Origin of the sequence: Terrabacter terrae, from assembly GCF_039529575.1 — a bacterium.
Lineage (GTDB): Bacteria > Actinomycetota > Actinomycetes > Actinomycetales > Dermatophilaceae > Terrabacter > Terrabacter terrae.
In genome coordinates this window covers 33,926-50,687 of record NZ_BAAANB010000002.1, presented here as the reverse complement: position 1 = coordinate 50,687, position 16,762 = coordinate 33,926, and the positions used below count along the sequence as shown (strand labels likewise).

Genomic DNA, 16,762 nt, shown 5'->3' with positions numbered 1-16,762 from the left:
GGGTCGTCACTGGGCTGCTCCCGAGGTCGTCGCGTTCGTCAGTTCTCGTTCGGTGTCGTGGCTGCCCGCTCCGTCGCGGACGTCGTGGGTGACGCGTCCGGCGTGGACCGTCGTGAGGACGGCTCCGCGCAGGGTGCGTCCGTGCCACGGGTTGTTGCGCGAGCGGCTGCGGCTCGCGGCGGCGTCGACCGTGACCTCGCGGCCGGGGTCGACGAGGGTGATGTGGGCCGGGCTGCCGACGGCGAGCTCCCTTCCCTGGTGGGCCAGTCCGCCGATGCGGGCGGGGGCGGCCGACATGACCCGGGCGACGTCGGCCCAGTCGAGCAGGCCGGGACGCACCATGACGTCGCTGACGACCGACAGGGCCGTCTCGAGGCCGAGCATGCCGAAGGCCGCGTCGACGAAGGCGTGCTCCTTGTCGTGGCGGGCATGCGGCGCATGGTCGGTGGCGACGGCGTCGATGGTGCCGTCGGCGAGGCCCGCGCGCAGGGCCTCGACGTCCTCGGCGGGACGCAGCGGCGGGTTCACCTTGTAGACGGGGTCGTAGCCGAGCAGCAGGTCGGTGGTGAGGGCCAGGTGGTGGGGCGTGACCTCGGCGGTCACGGCGATGCCCTGGGCCTTCGCCCACCGGATCACCTCGACCGTGCCCGCGGTCGAGACGTGGGCCACGTGCACGCGGGAGCCGGTGTGCCGGGCGAGCATGACGTCGCGCGCGACGATCGACTCCTCGGCGATGCCGGGCCAGCCGGGCAGGCCGAGCCGCCCCGACACCTCGCCCTCGTGGCAGCAGGCCTCGCGGCCGGCGAGCCGGGGGTCCTGCGCGTGCTGGCTGATGACTCCGCCGAAGGGCTTGATGTACTCGAGCGCCCGGCGCATGATGCGCGCGTCGTGGACGCAGTGGCCGTCGTCGCTGAAGACCCGGACCCCGGCTCGCGACCGCGCCATCAGGCCGAGCTCCGCCAGCTCCGCGCCCTCGAGGCCCTTGGTCACCGCACCGACCGGCACCACCTCGGTGAGGCCGCAGGCGCGCCCGAGGTCGAGCACGCGTTCGGCCGCCTCGGCGGTGTCGGTGACGGGGCTCGTGTTGGCCATCGCGAAGACCGCGGTGAAGCCACCGGCCGCGGCGGCGGCCGAGCCGGTCGCGATCGTCTCGGCGTCCTCGCGACCCGGCTCGCGCAGGTGCACGTGCAGGTCGACGAGGCCCGGCAGCGCGACCAGGCCGTCGGCGTCGAGCACCTCGGCGCCCTGGGGGGCTCGGACGGAGCCGACCTCGGTGATGACGCCGTCCTCGACGAGGAGGTCGGCCGCGTCGGCTCCGAGGAGCCGGGCACCGCGGATCACGAGGCGGGTCATCGGACGGCTCCTTCGGAGGCAGCGGCGGGGGTGGGCGAGGGTGCGGCGGGCGAGTCGTCGCCCGCGAGCAGGTGGTAGAGGACGGCCATCCGGACGGCGACGCCGGCCGAGACCTGGTCGAGCACGACCGACTGCGGCGAGTCGGCCGCCTCGGGGGCGATCTCGAGGCCGCGGTTCATCGGGCCGGGGTGGAGCACGAGCACGTCGCGGTTGCGGGCGACGAGGGTCTCGAGCCGGTCGCGGGTCAGGCCGTAGCCGACGGTGTACTCGCGCGCCGTCGGGAAGAACCCGCCGCTCATCCGCTCGCGCTGGACGCGCAGCATCATGACGGCGTCGACGGGTCCGTGCTCCCCCTTGCCCTCGAGCACGGGGTCGAGGTCCCAGCTCGTCGCGAAGCCGTCGGCCCGGCTCCACGCCCCGATGCCGCTGGGCATCAGGGTCGGTGGCGCGACCACCGTGACCCGGGCGCCGAGCGTCTTGAGGGTGATGACGTTGCTGCGGAAGACTCGCGAGTGCGTGAGGTCGCCGACGATGACGACGTGCTTGCCGTCGAGGTCACCCAGGCGCGTACGCAAGGTGTACGCGTCGAGCAGGGCCTGCGTCGGGTGCTCGTGGGTGCCGTCCCCCGCGTTGATGACGCTGCAGCGCACCCACTGGGCGACCTGGTGGCAGGCGCCCGAGGCGTTGTGCCGGATCACGAGGGCGTCGACCGCCATGGCGTCGACCGTCATCGCGGTGTCGCGCAGGCTCTCGCCCTTGCTCGTCGAGGAGCCCTTCGCCGAGAGGTTGATGGTGTCCGCCGACATCCACTTGCCCGCGATCTCGAAGGAGCTGCGGGTGCGGGTCGAGTCCTCGAAGAAGAAGTTGATGACGGTGCGCCCGCGCAGGGTGGGCACCTTCTTGACCTCGCGGCGCTGCAGGTCGTGCATCGAGGCCGCGGTCTCGAGGATGTCCTCCACCTCGGCCCGGGTCAGGTCAGCGGAGGAGATGAGGTGCTTGGTCATCGGGCCTCTCCCCCGCTGATGCGCACGACGTCGAGGCCGTCGACCTCGGCGACCCGCACGTGCACCCGCTCGTCGCGGGACGTGGGCAGGTTCTTGCCGACGTGGTCGGCGCGGATCGGCAGCTCGCGGTGGCCGCGGTCGACGAGGACCGCCAGGCGCACCGCGCGCGGGCGGCCGAGCTCCGACAGGGCATCGAGGGCGGCGCGGATGGTGCGGCCGGAGTAGAGGACGTCGTCGACGAGGACGACGACCTGGTCGTCGATGCCGCCGTCGGGGATGCGCGAGCGGTGCGCCGTGCGCACCGGGTTGCGGCGCAGGTCGTCGCGGTGGAGCGTGATGTCGAGCTCGCCGACCGGGACGGGGCTGCCCTCGACCTGCTCGATGCCCGCGGCGAGGCGGCGGGCGAGCGGCACTCCACGCGAGGGGATGCCGAGCAGGACCAGGCCCTCGCTCCCCCGGTTGCGCTCGAGGATCTCGTGACCGATGCGCCGCAGCGCCCGGGAGATGTCCCCCTCGCTCATGACGTCCCTGGCGTCGTCGGGGATGCTCGAGCGGTCGTTCGATGGCTGGGCAGGCGCACTCAGGTCAGGGCAGGTCACAGCCGCTGGACCTCCTTCCCCGCCTCACAGGACGGTGGTTAAAGGATGTCGATCGCGAGGGAGTCTAACGTGCGCCGGGCCGACTCCCCACACCGGTCCGTCCCGTGGCCCGGGACGACACCCGCGCCCACGCCCGGACGGGGAACGCACGAAGCCACCCGCATACGGGTGGCTTCGTGCTGTGCGCGTTGGTGACCCGACCGAGAGGTCAGACGATGGTGGCCTTGACCTCGGCGAGCCGGCCGAGCAGCCCGTTGACGAACGCCGGCGACTCGTCGGTCGACAGCTCGGTGGCCAGCGCCACGGCCTCGGAGATCGCCACGGCGTCGGGGATCTCGTCGTTCCAGAGCACCTCCCATGCGCCGAGCCGCAGGATGGCGCGGTCGACGGCGGGCATGCGCTCGAGCGTCCAGCCCTGGCTGTAGTCGGTCAGGGCCGCGTTGATGTCGTTCCACTTCCCCACCACCCCGCGCACGAGCTCCGCGGTGTAGGGGTTGTTGGCCGCTCGCGACTGGCGGTCGCGCAGGCGCTCGTCGAGGAGCGTCTCGGCGTTGAGGCCGCGCTGGTCCGCCTCGAAGAGGATGTCGAGCGCCCGAGTGCGGGCCTTGCTGCGTGCTGCCAAGGGAATTCGCGTCCGCTCAGTCGTTGACGCGGCCGAGGTACGACCCGTCGCGGGTGTCGACCTTGACGCGCGTGCCGGTCTCGAGGAAGAGGGGCACGTTGATCTGGGCGCCGGTCTCGAGGGTGGCGGGCTTGGTGCCACCGGTCGAGCGGTCTCCCTGCAGGCCGGGCTCGGTGTGGGTGATCTCGAGCACGACAGAGGCGGGCAGTTCGACGTAGAGCGGGGCGCCGTCGTGCGTGGCGACGATGGCGTTCTGGTTCTCGAGGAGGTAGTTGGCGGAGTCGCCCACGACGGTCTCCGACACGTTGATCTGGTCGTAGGTGTCGGTGTCCATGAAGACGAAGTCGGTGCCGTCCTTGTAGAGGTACTGCATCGTCCGCTTGTCGACGTTGCTCGTCTCGACCTTGGTGCCCGCGTTGAACGTCTTGTCGACGACCTTGCCGGAGAGGACGGCCTTGAGCTTGGTGCGCACGAACGCGGGGCCCTTGCCGGGCTTGACGTGCTGGAACTCGACGACGGACCAGAGCTGTCCCTCGAGGTTGAGCACCATGCCGTTCTTCAGGTCGTTGGTCGTAGCCATCGTGACAAACCACTTTCGTATGCCGGCCGGCCCGCTGGGTGCCGCTGGGCACGCCGGGACCCCGGGCGTTCGTTGACTTGGGGAGTTGCCGCACGAGTCTAGCGGGGCGCCCTGCGGATCGCGGAATCGTCGCCGCCGCTCCAGGCAGAGCGGGTGTAGGCTCGCTCCTCCCCCTCGACCCTCGTGCCCTGAAAGGCGGCTTCGTCATGCCCACCTCCCAGCCGGCCGGCACGAAGCAGGACGAGCTGGCCGACGAGCTCGCCAGGGAGCAGGCCTTCCTCGACGAGGCCCGCGCGCAGCTGGGCCGGATGCGCGAGCTGGCCGAGTCGCTCGACGCGTCCAAGGCGAGCGACGCCGTCTCGGGCGAGGTCCTCGGCTGGGTGCTGGCCCGGCGCATCGCCTCGCTGCAGGACGACCCGCGCGCCACCCTCTTCTTCGGCCGCATCGACGTCGACCCGGCGGACGGTCCCTCCGAGCAGCTGCACATCGGCCGCCGGCACGTCTCGGACGAGGCGGGCGACCCCGTCGTCGTCGACTGGCGTGCTCCCGTGTCGACAGCCTTCTACCGGGCGTCGAAGCTCGACCCGATGGACGTCGTGCTCCGGCGGCGCTTCGGCGTGGATCGCGGGCGGTTGACCGCCATCGAGGACGAGCACCTGCAGGGGCCGGAGCAGTCGGACCGGACGACCGGCTCGTTGCTGGCCAGCGAGATCGAGCGCCCGCGCACCGGCCCGATGCGCGACATCGTGTCGACCATCCAGCCGGAGCAGGACGAGATCGTCCGTAGCGACGTCGCGGTCAGCGTCTGCGTCCAGGGCGCGCCCGGCACGGGCAAGACCGCCGTGGGCCTGCACCGCGCCGCGTGGCTGCTCTACTCCTTCCGGGAGCGGCTCGACCGCTCGGGCGTGCTCGTGGTCGGACCCAACCGCGCCTTCCTCGACCACATCGGCGCCGTCCTGCCCTCCCTCGGTGAGGTGCGCGTGCGCCACGCCACCATCGAGACGCTCCTCGAGCACCACGGCCGGGTGCGGGCCGACGAGCCGGCCGACCTCGCCACGCTCAAGGGCGATGCCCGGTTGGCCGCAGTGCTGCGCCGGGCCGTCTGGTCGACACTCCGGCGTCCCTCGGAGGCGCTCGTGGTCCCGCGCGGGGCCCGCAAGTGGCGCGTGCCGGCATACGAGGTGGCCGAGATCGTCGACGAGCTCGCGGCGCGCGGCGTGCGCTACTCGGCGGCGCGCGACCTGCTGCCCCAGCGCCTAGCCCACCACGTGCTCCTCGAGATGGAGCGCGCCGGCGACGCGCCGGACGACCGCGTGCAGGACGCCGTCGCGAGGTCCGCGGCCGTGAAGAAGTACGTCGGGACGGTGTGGCCGGCCCTCGACCCACAGGGCGTGCTGCACCGGCTCTGGTCGGACCCCGAGGTGCTGCGGGTCGCCGCCGGCGACGACCTCACCGCCGAGGAGCGGGGGAGGCTGCTGTGGGACAGGCCCGCTCGCACCAAGGGGGCGGCGCGATGGTCGCGCGCCGACCTCGCACTGCTCGACGAGCTGGACGACCTGCTGCGACGCGTCCCCAGCCTCGGGCACATCGTGCTCGACGAGGCGCAGGACCTCTCCCCGATGCAGCTGCAGGCGGTGGGGCGCCGCTGCTCGACCGGGTCGGTGACCGTGCTCGGCGACATCGCCCAGGGCACCACGCCGTGGGCGACCGCCTCCTGGGAGGAGGCGATGCGCCACCTCGGCAAGCCGGAGCACGACCTCGTGGTGCTCGACCGTGGTTTCCGCGTCCCCGCAGCCGTCATCGAGTATGCCGCCCGCCTCCTTCCGGTCATGGCACCCGGACTAGGCGCCCCGGTCTCGGTGCGCGAGAACCCGGGCAGGCTGGAGATCCGCCCCGCTGACGCCGGCGCCCTCGAGGCCGAGGTGGTGCGCGCCGTCGAGAAGGCGGCCGCTGGTCCGGGCTCGGTCGGTGTCATCGCCCCTGATGCCGGCCTGAACCGTGTCTCGGCCGCGCTCGACGCCGCAGGCATCGCCCACGGGCGCCTGGACCGCGACCACGGGGACGACGAGGACCACCAGGTCGAGGTGGTGCCGGCGAGCGTCGCCAAGGGCCTCGAGTTCGACCGCACCGTCGTCGTCGAGCCGGCGGCCATCGCGGCGGCGGAGCCCGACGAGCGCACCGGCCTACGACGCCTCTACGTCGTGCTGACCCGGGCCGTCTCGGAGCTGACGATCGTGCACGCCGAGCCGCTGCCCGCGGCCCTCGGCACCGCTTGACCCTTCTCCTGACTTTTCCTGGCTCCTGATCGGAGGTGATCGGCGAGCGCCCGTGGTCGCCGATCACCTCGACCCGTGGAGCCGCCGGCGCTCAGCCGAGACCGCGGTGCGCGCCCCACATCGTCGCCGCACGGGCGGCCGCCGCTTCGACCAGGGCCACCAGCTCGGGCCGCTCCGGCACGGGGAAGGACACGTAGGCACCGCGCCCTCCCTCGACCGGACGGCCGTAGGACTTGGCTGCGAGGTGGCCGCTCGTCAGCAGTCGGACGTTGAGGGTGTCGAGCCGGAAGGTCTGGCCGCGACGGGTGTCTGTCCAGCGCAGCTCCTCCGGAATCGTGACGTTGATCGCCAGCGCGCTGACCAGGGGCTCGTCCTCGGGCATGGGAGCAGGCTGCCACGTTCCACGGGTTGCGGGACCGCCCACCCCCGCCGTGTCCCGCCGCGTCGCCGGACTCTCGAGACGCCATGGGGCGAGGTGATCCCCGACCGGTGGCCGGTCTGGAGATCGACTCCCCGTGGCCGCCGTGCGTGACCTCGACGCCATCGCGGCTCGGGCCGGCGACAGCACCGATGAGGCTCAGACCAGGGCGCGGAGCGCCAGCAGGTAGGACTGCAGGCCGAAGCCGGCGACCGTGCCAGTCGCCACACCGGCGACCACCGAGGTGTGGCGGAACTCCTCGCGCGCGGCCGGGTTGGACAGGTGCACCTCGACGAGGCTGCGACCGCTCGTGGTCACGATGGCGCAGGCGTCGCGGACGGCATACGAGTAGTGCGTGAAGGCGCCGGGGTTGAGCACGACGTCCGCGCCGACGTCGACCGCCTCGTGCAGCCAGTCGATGAGCTCGCCCTCGTGGTTGGTCTGCCGGCAGTCGGCCACCAGGCCCAGGTCACGGGCCTCGCGCTCGACGGCGTCGTGGATGTCCTCGAGCGTGTCGGAGCCGTAGACCTCGGGCTCGCGGGTGCCGAGGCGGCCCAAGTTGGGGCCCGACAGGACGAAGACCATGGGTGCCGTCATGGCCGCGAGTCTAGTGAGCGGCGCCGGCCGGGACGGTCAGGCGCCGCGCCGCGACACGAGGCCGTAGGCCGCCTGCAGCAGGGCCTCGTCGGGCCCCACGAGCCGGGTGGGCCGGGCCAGCCCGTCGAGCACGACGAAGCGCAGCGTCGAGCCGCGGGACTTCTTGTCGCGGCGCATCGCGGTGAGCAGCTCGTCCCACCGTCCCGGCACGTAGCCGGTGGGCAGCCCGAGCGACTCCAGCACCGAGCGGTGCCGCGCCACGAGGGCGTCGCCCTCGGGTCCGGACAGGTGGCCGGTGAGGCGCGCGAGCTCCGCGACGTAGACCATGCCCACGGCCACCGCCTCGCCGTGGCGCCAGGAGTAGCCCTCGACCTGCTCGATGGCGTGTCCGAAGGTGTGGCCGTAGTTGAGGATCTCGCGCAGGGAGCTCTCGCGCAGGTCGGCGGCCACGACGCCGGCCTTGACACGGACGGCCCGCTCGATGAGCTCGCGCAGGTGAGGACTGGTAGCGGTGCGCGCCTTCGCCGGGTCCTCGCTGACCGCGGACTCGACGAGGTCGAGGATGACCGGATCGGCGATGAAGCCGCACTTGACCACCTCGCCGAGGCCCGCGACGAGGTCGGCCTCGGGCAGCGAGTCGAGCACCTCGACGTCACAGAGCACGCCGGCCGGCGGGTGGAAGGCACCGACGAGGTTCTTGCCCTCGGCGGTGTTGATGCCGGTCTTGCCGCCCACGGCGGCGTCGACCATCCCGAGCAGGGTGGTGGGCACCTGCACGACGCGCACGCCGCGCAGCCACGATGCCGCGACGAACCCGGCGAGGTCGGTGACGGTGCCGCCGCCCACCCCGACGACCGCGTCGGAGCGGGTGAAGCCGGCCCGTCCGAGCTGCGACCACAGGTCGGCGGCGACGGTGGCCGTCTTGGCGGCCTCGGCGTCGGGCACCTCGGCGACGTGGACGGCATACCCGTGCTCCTCGAGCGCGGCGGTGACCCGTCCCGTCAGCCCGGGCAGCGTCGGCGGGTGGACGACGAGCACACGCTCGACGTCCGGCCCGAGCAGCCCGGCCACCCGGTCCAGCACACCGGACCCGATGACGACGTCATAGTCGCCACCGACGGAGATCGTCGTCGGCTCGGGTGCAACCGTCACGGGCGAGACCCGTCGAGCTCTGCCACCACGTCGTCGACGACCTCGGCCGGGGTGCGACCGGCGGTGTCGACGCGGATCGTCGCGACCCGCTCGTAGGTCGGGCGGCGGTGGTTCATCATCGTCACCCACGTGGCGCGCGGGTTGACCGACAGCAGCGGCCGCGACCGGTCGAACCCGATGCGCTTGCTCGCGTCGGCGATGGAGACGTCGAGGAACACCACCGTGTGGCCGGCCAGGGCGGCCTCGGTGAGCGGGTCCATCACGGCTCCCCCACCGAGGGAGACCACGCCGCGCTCCTGCGCGAGGGCCCGGGCCACCGCCTCACGCTCGAGGTCCCGGAAGACGGGTTCGCCGTCGTCGACGAAGATGTCAGAGATCGAGCGGCCCTGTGACTGCTCGATGGCGGCGTCGACGTCGTGGAACGGCACCCCGAGACGGGCGGCGAGGGCCTCGCCGACCGTCGTCTTGCCGGCGCCGGGCGGCCCGACGACGACTGCCGCGGGCCGGGAGGAGTCGAGGGTCTCGCTGCTCACCACGTGCGCAGCTCCTTCCGGATGCCGTCGAGGTAGACCGTGTGGTTGCGGGACGTCTCCGTCACCGAGTCGCCGCCGAACTTCTCGAGGCACGACGCCGCGAGGACGAGGGCGACCATCGCCTCGGCGACGACGCCCGCGGCCGGGACGGCGCACACGTCGGAGCGCTGGTGGATCGCGGTGGCCGCCTCGCCGGTCGCGACGTCGACGGTCGCGAGGGCGCGCGGCACGGTGCTGATCGGCTTCATGGCCGCGCGAACGCGCAGCACCTGACCCGTCGACATGCCGCCCTCGGTGCCGCCGGCGCGGCCGGTGCGACGGGTGATGATGCCGTCGACGAGCTCCATCTCGTCGTGCGCCTGCGACCCGCGGCGGCGCGCTGTCTCGAAGCCGTCGCCGACCTCGACGCCCTTGATCGCCTGGATGCTCATCAGGGCCTGGGCGAGCTGCCCGTCGAGCTTGCGGTCCCAGTGCACGTGCGACCCGAGGCCCGGAGGCAGGCCGTAGGCGAGCACCTCGACCACGCCGCCCAGGGTGTCGCCGTCCTTCTTCGCGGCGTCGACCTCGGCCACCATGGCCGCCGACCCGCTCGGGTCGAAGGCACGCACCGGGTCCGCGTCGAGGCGCTCGACATCGACCGGCGTCGGCAGCTCGGCGCCCTCGGGCACTGCGGCAGTCCCGATGGCGACCGTGTGCGAGACGAGGCGAATGCCGTAGGCCTGTTCGAGGAAGCGGGCGGCGATCTCACCGAGCGCCACGCGGGCCGCCGTCTCCCGTGCGGAGGCCCGCTCCAGCACCGGACGGGCGTCCTCGTGGCCGTACTTCTGCATGCCGACGAGGTCGGCGTGCCCGGGACGGGGCCGGGTCAGCGGCTTGTTGCGCGCCACCTCCTTCTCGGCGTTGACGTCGTCGGAGGCGGCATACGCCTCGGCGCTGACGGCCTCGGGGCTCATGACGGTGGTCCACTTGGGCCACTCGCTGTTGCCGATGCGGACCGCGATCGGGGACCCGAGCGTCACACCGTGGCGCAGCCCGCCGAGGAACTCCACCTCGTCCTGCTCGAACTTCATCCGCGCGCCGCGACCGTAGCCGAGCCGGCGGCGCGACAGGGCGGCCTGCAGGTCCTTGGCGCCCACCTCGACCCCGGCCGGGAGACCCTCGATCATGGCGACGAGTGCGGGCCCGTGCGACTCACCGGCCGTCAACCAACGCAACATGCAGCGATCCTCCCACGCGCGCAGACCCCGCTTCCGCGCCGCCCGACCCTCGGGACCCCGGTCCGGACGCGTGGTCCTAGAGCAGGGGACGCACCTGCACGACGAGCGAGAGCAGCAGCCCGAGCAGCATCCACGGCCCGAAGGCGATGTCGTCCTTGCGGGTGCCGCGCCGAAGCACGAGGCGCGCGACGCCGTAGATCCCGGCGAGGATGAACGAGGCGTACGAGGCGACGAGGGTCGTGGACACGCCGATGTATCCGGTCGCCAGGCCCACGAGCCCGGCCAGGGTGACATCGCCGTAGCCGAAGCCGCTGCCGAGCAGCGCCGCCACGAGCGCCAGGAGGAAGTAGATCGTCCACAGCACCGCTCCTGCGACGGCGGCGCGTCGCAGTGCCTCCCAGTCCCCCGAGGCCAGCGAGGCGATCGCGAGCTGCCCCACGAGCAGGGGGTATGCCGGCCGGGTCAGTCCGCGCGGCAGGCGGTGCACGTCGGCGTCGATCCATCCGAGGGCGACGGCCACGAAGGCGAAGCCGAGGTACGCGGGCGTGAGGGCCCAGCCCGACAGGGGACCGAACCGCCACGCCAGCAGGCCCCAGAGCAGCGCGAGGGCGATCGGCACGACGCGCGACGAAACTCTGGGCAGGGGGCCGACCTCGTCGTCGAGGCGGTAGCCGCCGCCGGCGAGGCGTCGACGGAGCACCTCACCCATCGCGCCGCCCGCCACGGCCAGCAGGACCACGAACCACCAAGGCGTCCCAGGCGCGTCGACCCAGGTCATCGGCGGGATCATCGCGCGGCGAGGGCGTCGCGCAGGGCGCTCGCCATGGCATCGAGCGGCGGCTCGTGTCGGGTCATGAGGCGTACCTGCTCGGTCGCCTGGTGCAGCAGCATGTCGGTGCCCTCGGCGATGCTCCAGCCACGCTGCCGGGCGGCTCGCTGCAGCGGAGTCTCACCCGAGCCGTAGACGACGTCGAGGAGCACCGGCCTGCCCTCCGTCGGCGCAGTGGAGCGCGCTGTGGGCAGTCGGTCGAGCCCGGGCACCGACGGCGGGGGCACCGTGCTGACGACCACGTCGACCTCGGCAGCCGGGCCCCAGTCGCCCATCCGCACGACGTCGACCTGCACACCGGCCGCACGGGCCTGGGCCAGGGTGGCGGCACGCACGGCGTCCCGCACCATGAAGACCACCCGTGCGTCCGGCGCGGTCCCCCCGGTCACGGTGGCGAGGGCGGCCAGCGCGGAACGCGCGGTGGCACCCGACCCGACGACCAGCAGGCTGGACCAGTCCCAGGCGCCCGCGAGGCGCAGCGCCGTGGCGATGCCGTGCACGTCGGTGTTGTGCGCGGACCACCACGAGGGGTCTTCGGCCTCGCGCACCAGCGTGTTGGCCGAGCCGGTCGCCGCAGCCAGCGGGGTGACCAGCGACGCCACCTCCAGGGCGACCTCCTTGAGCGGCATCGTGAGCGAGAGCCCCCGCCACGTCCCGTCCAGTGCCGCGAACTCGCTCGCAAAGGCGACGACGTCGACGTCACGACGGTCGTAGGACCATGCACGCAGCCCGAGGGTGGCGTACGCGGCCCGGTGCAGCACCGGAGAGAGCGAGTGCTCGACGGGGCTGCCCCACACCGCGCAGCGGCGGGTGGGGCCCTGCCCCTCGCTCAGCACTTGCCCTTGTTGTCGGCGCACCACTTCTGGAACTGCGCCACGTTGCGCTGGTGCTCCTCGTAGGTGGTGGCGAACTTGGTCTCGCCGGTGTCGAGGTTGACCGTCACGAAGTAGAGCCATGGCCCGGCGACCGGCTTGGCCGCCGCGGTGAGGGCGCTCTCCCCGGGGTTGGAGATCGGACCCGGCGGCAGACCCGCGACCAGCCGGGTGTTGTAGGGGCTCTTGCTGTCGAGCATCGGCTGCGTCGGCACGCCCCGCTTCTTGAAGATGTAGTTCACCGTCGAGTCGAGACCCAGGGTCATCTTCTTCGCGAGGCGGTTCTCGATGACCCGGGCCACCTTGGCCTGGTCCCCCTGGGTCTTGGCCTCACCCTCGATGAGGCTCGCCACCGTGACGACGCGCTCCATCTGGCCGGGCGCGATGCCGAGGCCGGCCAGGCGCTTGGTCGACTCGGCGACCATCTGCTTGAGCTGGTCCGCAGCGGTCGAGCTCGGCCCGAACTCGTAGCTGGCCGGGAAGAGGTAGCCCTCGAGATTGCCCTTGGCCGAGGGCGGCAGGCCGAGCTGCCCGACGTTCTTGGCGGCCGCGGCGTACTGGGCGACGGGGATGCCCGACGCCTTGGACAGGCGGTCGTAGATCTCGGTGGCCCACAGGCCCTCGGGGACGACGACGCGCGTGACGAGTCGGTTCTTGGAGTCCACGAGAAGGGCCACGGCGTCCGCGGCCTTCATCTGCTTCTTCATGACGTAGACGCCGGGCTGGATCGACGAGCTCTTCGGGTCGCTGTTCGCGGCCTCGATGAACGCCTTGGTCGACTTGACCACGTCGTCGTCGACGAGGGTCTTGGCGATGGCCCCGCCTCCGGCGCCCTGGTCGATGGTCACCCGGACCTCACCAGTGCCGGGACCCGGGTAGTCGTTGGACTCGACGAAGCCTTCGACGACGGGACGCAGCGCCTTGTAGGCGACGGCCACTCCTCCGCCGATGACCGCCAGGGCGATGACGATGACGACGAGGCGGCGCAGCACCGACGGCTTGCCCCGAGGCGCCGTGCCGGCGGTGGAACCCGCTGCCCCGCGCGAACGCCGCCCGCGCCGGCCCCGCCGGCGCGCCGCCAGCTCCTGCTCACGCAGCTCCCGCCGGCTGGAACCCGCAGTCGGGTGCCCGTGCTCGTGGTCGCCCGCCGGTGCGTCGGCGCCGTCCAGCGGGTGCCCCGGCTCGACGACGTCGTGCTCGAGCGCCTCGTCGTGGTCGCCGAAGATGGATGACTCGAGGTGGTCCTTCATCGACGACGTTCCTTCTTCCGTTTGCCCCCCGGCATGATGATCTCCCCGGGCGGCATGCCCGACAGCGCCTCGGTGTCGAGCGCCGACTGCAGGATGAGTACGGCGGCGGCCTGGTCGACGACGGCTCGCTGTCCGCGACCGGGCACACCGCTGTCGCGTAGTCTGCGGTGCGCGTCCACGGTGGTCAAGCGCTCGTCGACCATGCGCACCCCCACACTACCGAGGCGCGAGGCGAGGCGGCCGGCGTAGTCCCGCGCGATCCGGGCCGCCTCCCCCTCCTGCCCGGACAGCAGGCGGGGGAGGCCGACCACGACCTCGATGGCCTCGAGCTCGGGCTCGAGCTCGACGATCGCCTCGACGTCGCCGTCGGCGCCGGTGTCGCGGCGCAGGGTGCGCACCGGGTGGGCGAGCGCGCCCGCAGCGCCCGAGGCGGCGACCCCGACGCGGGCGTTGCCCACGTCGACGCCGACTCGTGCCCCCGGGCGGAAGCGGGCGTCCGTCGGGGTCACGCGCCCCGGCCCCGCAGGTGGTCCTCGACGGCGCCGAGGGCCGCGGAGACCCGGCTCGGGTCGGTGCCGCCCCCCTGGGCGAGGTCGTCCTTTCCGCCGCCACCGCCGCCGAGCGCCGTGGCCGCGAGCTTGACGAACGCACCCGCCTTGAGGCCGGCCTCGCGGGCCCGCTGGTTCGTCGCGACGATGACCACGGGACGTCCGTTGCCGACGGCCGCCATCGACACGAGCGCCGGACGGTCGTTGCCCAGGCGACCGCGCACGTCGGTCACGAGCTTGCGCAGGTCGTCGCCCGTGACGCCGTCGCCCGCGTCGTGGCTGACGAAGGTGACGCCGCCGATGTCGCGTGCGGACTGCACGAGGCCGGCTGCCGCTCCGAGGACCTGGCTCTGGCGGACCGCGGCGATCTCCTTCTCCGCGTCGCGCAGGCGTCCGAGGATGGTGGCGATGCGGTCGGGCAGCTCGTCGCGCCGCACGCCGAGCGTGTCGGTCAGCTGGCTGACGATGGTGGCCTCGCGGGCCAGGTGGGTGTAGGCGTCCGCGCCCACGAGCGCCTCGACGCGGCGCACTCCCGAACCGATCGAGCTCTCACCGAGGAGCTTGACGACGCCGATCTGGCCGACGCGCGGCGTGTGGGTGCCGACGCACAGCTCGCGGGACCACTCCCCGATGGAGACCACGCGTACGCGTTCGCCGTACTTCTCGCCGAACAGCGCCATCGCGCCGAGCCGCTTGGCCGCGTCGAGCGCCATGATGTCGGCCGTCACGGGGAGGTCCTCGAGCAGCACGCCGTTGATCCGCGCCTCGATCTCGGCCATCGCAGCGGCCGGGACCGACTGCAGGGACTTGAAGTCGAAGCGCAGCCGGCCGGGCGAGTTCTCGGAACCCGCCTGCGTCGCCGTGTCGCCGAGCTCGTCGCGCAGCGCCTGGTGGACCATGTGCGTCGCCGTGTGGGCACGTGAGATGGACCGGCGGCGCACGACGTCGACCTCGGCCTCCGCGTCCTCGCCCACGCCGACCTCGCCCTCGAGCACCGACGCGCGGTGCACGACGAGCCCGGTGATGGGGCGCTGCACGTCCTCGACGCGCAGCAGGGCGCCGCTGGCCAGCCGGATGATGCCGTGGTCGGCCTGCTGCCCGCCCGACTCCGCGTAGAGCGGCGTGCGGTCCAGGACGATCTCCACGTCGTCGCGGATCAGGCCACGCACGCGGGTGTCGGACAGGACCTGGTCGTAGCCGGTGAACTCCACGTCGCGACCGAGGAGGTCGGAGAGCTGGCGGTAGACGCTGGTGTCGCCGTGCGCCGACCGCTTCGCCTTGGCGTCGGCCTTGGCCCGGTCGCGCTGCTCGCCCATGAGCCGGCGGAAGCCGGCCTCGTCGACCTGCAGGCCCTGCTCCGCCGCCATCTCGAGGGTCAGGTCGATCGGGAAGCCGTAGGTGTCGTGCAGGGCGAACGCCTCGGCGCCGCCGAGGGTGCTGGCACCGGACGACTTGGCCCGCGCCACCGCGGTGTCGAGGATCGTCGTGCCCGAGCTGAGCGTGCGGCGGAAGGCCTCCTCCTCGGCGTACGCGACCTGGCTGATGCGGGAGAAGTCGGTCTCGAGCTCGGGGTAGGACGCCTTCATCCGCTCCTTGCTGACGGGAAGCAGCTGCTCGAGGGTCGGCGCGTCGACACCGAGCAGGCGCATCGAGCGAACCGCGCGGCGCAGCAAGCGGCGCAGCACGTATCCCCGGCCCTCGTTGCCCGGCGTCACCCCGTCCCCGATGAGCATGAGCGAGGAGCGCACGTGGTCGGCGACCACGCGGAAGCGGACGTCGTCGTCGTGGTCGGCACCGTAACGGCGACCCGTCAGGTCCTCCGCTGCCGCGATGACCGGGAAGACCTCGTCGGTCTCGTAGATGTTGTCGACGCCCTGGAGCAGGAACGCGACGCGCTCGAGACCCATGCCGGTGTCGATGTTGCGCTTGGGCAGGTCCCCGACGATGTCGAAGTCCTCCTTGGAGCGGACGTTCTCGAGCTCGTACTGCATGAACACGAGGTTCCAGAACTCGAGGTAGCGGTCACCCGCCTCCCAGTCGCCGTCGGCGCCGAACTCGGGACCGCGGTCGAGCAGGATCTCGGAGCACGGACCGCCGGGGCCTGCCACGCCCATGTTCCAGTAGTTGTCCTTGCGCCCGAGACGCACGATGCGGTCGTCGGACAGGCCGGCGACCTTCTTCCAGAGCGCGATCGCCTCGTCGTCCTCGTAGTAGACGGACGCGTAGAGGTCCTTCTCGTCGAAGCCGAGCCCGCCCTCGGACTGGCTGCGGGTGATGAGCTCCCAGGCGAGCTCGATGGCGCCTTCCTTGAAGTAGTCGCCGAAGCTGAAGTTGCCGTTCATCTGGAAGAACGTGCCGTGCCGCGTGGTCTTGCCGACCTCCTCGATGTCGAGGGTGCGCACGCACTTCTGCACGCTGGTGGCTCGGGTGAACTGCGGCGTCTCCTGGCCGAGGAAGTACGGCTTGAAGGGGACCATGCCGGCGTTGACGAACAGCAGGTTCGGGTCCTCGTGCACGAGCGGCGCGCTCGGCACGACGGTGTGGCCCTGGCTGCCGAAGAAGGAGAGCCAGCGACGCCTGATCTCAGCGGTTTCCATGATGTGTCCTCGGGGTCGACGGGTGTGGTGTGCAGGAGCCCGTCGCATCGGCGGCCGGGCAGGGGGCGAGCAGGGGCGGGGCCAGCCCGGCGCCTCACACGGGCGCGGCTGACCCCCACGGAGCTCGCCCCGCCTGCTGCAGGCGCGGGCGCAGGCTCACCCTGGGTCCCGTCTGGGCCACGTTCATCGTCCTTCGCCTCGTCGGCGCACGCTCGCGCCGAGGTGGTTCAACCCTAACGGACCCCGCCGGGTGGGTCCCACTGCCACCTGCCGCGGCTCCCTGCCGGGCGATGGGGGTATGCCGCTGGGCCGGCC

Annotated in this window: 16 protein-coding genes; 1 reads left to right on the top strand and 15 read right to left on the bottom strand. The window is 72.6% G+C overall.

Translation table 11 applies throughout. From position 1 onward, the window contains the following. Positions 1 to 6: 6 nt before the first annotated feature. From ABD194_RS04615 to efp, 5 genes are all read right to left on the bottom strand, one after another. On the bottom strand, positions 7 to 1,353 hold the full coding sequence (locus ABD194_RS04615) for a dihydroorotase (protein ID WP_343988360.1): 1,347 nt from the start codon (positions 1,351 to 1,353) through the stop codon (positions 7 to 9). Continuing rightward, positions 1,350 to 2,357 (bottom strand): aspartate carbamoyltransferase catalytic subunit, encoded by a 1,008-nt coding sequence (locus tag ABD194_RS04610; RefSeq protein WP_343988357.1) that lies wholly within the window; start codon positions 2,355 to 2,357, stop codon positions 1,350 to 1,352. Before ABD194_RS04610 ends, ABD194_RS04615 begins: the two co-directional genes overlap by 4 nt. After that, positions 2,354 to 2,902: a bifunctional pyr operon transcriptional regulator/uracil phosphoribosyltransferase PyrR gene (gene pyrR / locus ABD194_RS04605; RefSeq protein ID WP_343988805.1), complete on the bottom strand. Its 549-nt coding sequence runs from the start codon at positions 2,900 to 2,902 to the stop codon at positions 2,354 to 2,356. The genes ABD194_RS04610 and pyrR overlap by 4 nt, the downstream gene beginning before the upstream one ends. Before the next feature lie 262 nt (positions 2,903 to 3,164). Next, the gene (nusB, locus tag ABD194_RS04600) at positions 3,165 to 3,578 is read right to left on the bottom strand and encodes a transcription antitermination factor NusB (RefSeq protein WP_343988354.1); all 414 of its coding nucleotides are present in this window, start codon (positions 3,576 to 3,578) and stop codon (positions 3,165 to 3,167) included. 16 nt (positions 3,579 to 3,594) lie between these two features. Then, positions 3,595 to 4,158, bottom strand: coding sequence for an elongation factor P (efp, locus tag ABD194_RS04595; RefSeq protein ID WP_343988351.1), 564 nt, complete (start codon positions 4,156 to 4,158; stop codon positions 3,595 to 3,597). A gap of 206 nt (positions 4,159 to 4,364) precedes the next feature. On the opposite strand from efp, the gene ABD194_RS04590 reads away from it, so the two are divergent. Next, on the top strand, positions 4,365 to 6,434 hold the full coding sequence (locus tag ABD194_RS04590) for a HelD family protein (RefSeq protein ID WP_343988348.1): 2,070 nt from the start codon (positions 4,365 to 4,367) through the stop codon (positions 6,432 to 6,434). Between the two features lie 91 nt (positions 6,435 to 6,525). Here ABD194_RS04590 and ABD194_RS04585 read toward each other — a convergent pair whose 3' ends face one another. The 10 genes from ABD194_RS04585 to alaS form a co-directional block, all read right to left on the bottom strand. Further along, positions 6,526 to 6,816 (bottom strand): hypothetical protein, encoded by a 291-nt coding sequence (locus ABD194_RS04585; RefSeq protein WP_343988345.1) that lies wholly within the window; start codon positions 6,814 to 6,816, stop codon positions 6,526 to 6,528. Positions 6,817 to 7,011: 195 nt separating this feature from the next. Next, complete coding sequence (aroQ, locus tag ABD194_RS04580) at positions 7,012 to 7,449, bottom strand: type II 3-dehydroquinate dehydratase (protein ID WP_343988342.1); 438 nt, start codon at positions 7,447 to 7,449, stop codon at positions 7,012 to 7,014. A gap of 36 nt (positions 7,450 to 7,485) precedes the next feature. Next, on the bottom strand, positions 7,486 to 8,601 hold the full coding sequence (aroB, locus tag ABD194_RS04575; RefSeq protein WP_343988338.1) for a 3-dehydroquinate synthase: 1,116 nt from the start codon (positions 8,599 to 8,601) through the stop codon (positions 7,486 to 7,488). Beyond that, the gene (locus ABD194_RS04570) at positions 8,598 to 9,134 is read right to left on the bottom strand and encodes a shikimate kinase (protein ID WP_343988335.1); all 537 of its coding nucleotides are present in this window, start codon (positions 9,132 to 9,134) and stop codon (positions 8,598 to 8,600) included. The genes aroB and ABD194_RS04570 overlap by 4 nt, the downstream gene beginning before the upstream one ends. Beyond that, positions 9,131 to 10,351, bottom strand: coding sequence for a chorismate synthase (aroC, locus tag ABD194_RS04565; protein WP_343988332.1), 1,221 nt, complete (start codon positions 10,349 to 10,351; stop codon positions 9,131 to 9,133). The genes ABD194_RS04570 and aroC overlap by 4 nt, the downstream gene beginning before the upstream one ends. A gap of 76 nt (positions 10,352 to 10,427) precedes the next feature. Beyond that, positions 10,428 to 11,129, bottom strand: a complete 702-nt coding sequence (locus ABD194_RS04560) for a prepilin peptidase (protein ID WP_343988329.1) — start codon at positions 11,127 to 11,129, stop codon at positions 10,428 to 10,430. 8 nt (positions 11,130 to 11,137) lie between these two features. Then, entirely contained in the window at positions 11,138 to 12,016 is an 879-nt protein-coding gene (locus ABD194_RS04555) for a shikimate dehydrogenase (RefSeq protein ID WP_343988325.1), read from the bottom strand. Beyond that, positions 12,010 to 13,302 carry an endolytic transglycosylase MltG gene (gene mltG / locus ABD194_RS04550; protein WP_343988322.1) on the bottom strand — a complete coding sequence of 431 codons (1,293 nt, stop codon included), beginning with the start codon at positions 13,300 to 13,302 and terminating at the stop codon, positions 12,010 to 12,012. The genes ABD194_RS04555 and mltG overlap by 7 nt, the downstream gene beginning before the upstream one ends. Next, on the bottom strand, positions 13,299 to 13,811 hold the full coding sequence (gene ruvX, locus ABD194_RS04545) for a Holliday junction resolvase RuvX (RefSeq protein ID WP_343988319.1): 513 nt from the start codon (positions 13,809 to 13,811) through the stop codon (positions 13,299 to 13,301). Before ruvX ends, mltG begins: the two co-directional genes overlap by 4 nt. Further along, complete coding sequence (alaS, locus tag ABD194_RS04540; protein ID WP_343988316.1) at positions 13,808 to 16,447, bottom strand: alanine--tRNA ligase; 2,640 nt, start codon at positions 16,445 to 16,447, stop codon at positions 13,808 to 13,810. The genes ruvX and alaS overlap by 4 nt, the downstream gene beginning before the upstream one ends. Positions 16,448 to 16,762 lie beyond the last annotated feature (315 nt).

Coding starts and splice junctions, on each gene's coding strand:
- ABD194_RS04615 (WP_343988360.1), bottom strand. CDS start 1,353: ATGACCCGCCTCGTGATCCGCGGTGCCCGGCTCCTCGGAGCCGACGCG.
- ABD194_RS04610 (WP_343988357.1), bottom strand. CDS start 2,357: ATGACCAAGCACCTCATCTCCTCCGCTGACCTGACCCGGGCCGAGGTG.
- efp (WP_343988351.1), bottom strand. CDS start 4,158: ATGGCTACGACCAACGACCTGAAGAACGGCATGGTGCTCAACCTCGAG.
- ABD194_RS04590 (WP_343988348.1), top strand. CDS start 4,365: ATGCCCACCTCCCAGCCGGCCGGCACGAAGCAGGACGAGCTGGCCGAC.
- ABD194_RS04585 (WP_343988345.1), bottom strand. CDS start 6,816: ATGCCCGAGGACGAGCCCCTGGTCAGCGCGCTGGCGATCAACGTCACG.
- aroQ (WP_343988342.1), bottom strand. CDS start 7,449: ATGACGGCACCCATGGTCTTCGTCCTGTCGGGCCCCAACTTGGGCCGC.
- aroC (WP_343988332.1), bottom strand. CDS start 10,351: ATGTTGCGTTGGTTGACGGCCGGTGAGTCGCACGGGCCCGCACTCGTC.
- ABD194_RS04560 (WP_343988329.1), bottom strand. CDS start 11,129: ATGACCTGGGTCGACGCGCCTGGGACGCCTTGGTGGTTCGTGGTCCTG.
- mltG (WP_343988322.1), bottom strand. CDS start 13,302: ATGAAGGACCACCTCGAGTCATCCATCTTCGGCGACCACGACGAGGCG.
- alaS (WP_343988316.1), bottom strand. CDS start 16,447: ATGGAAACCGCTGAGATCAGGCGTCGCTGGCTCTCCTTCTTCGGCAGC.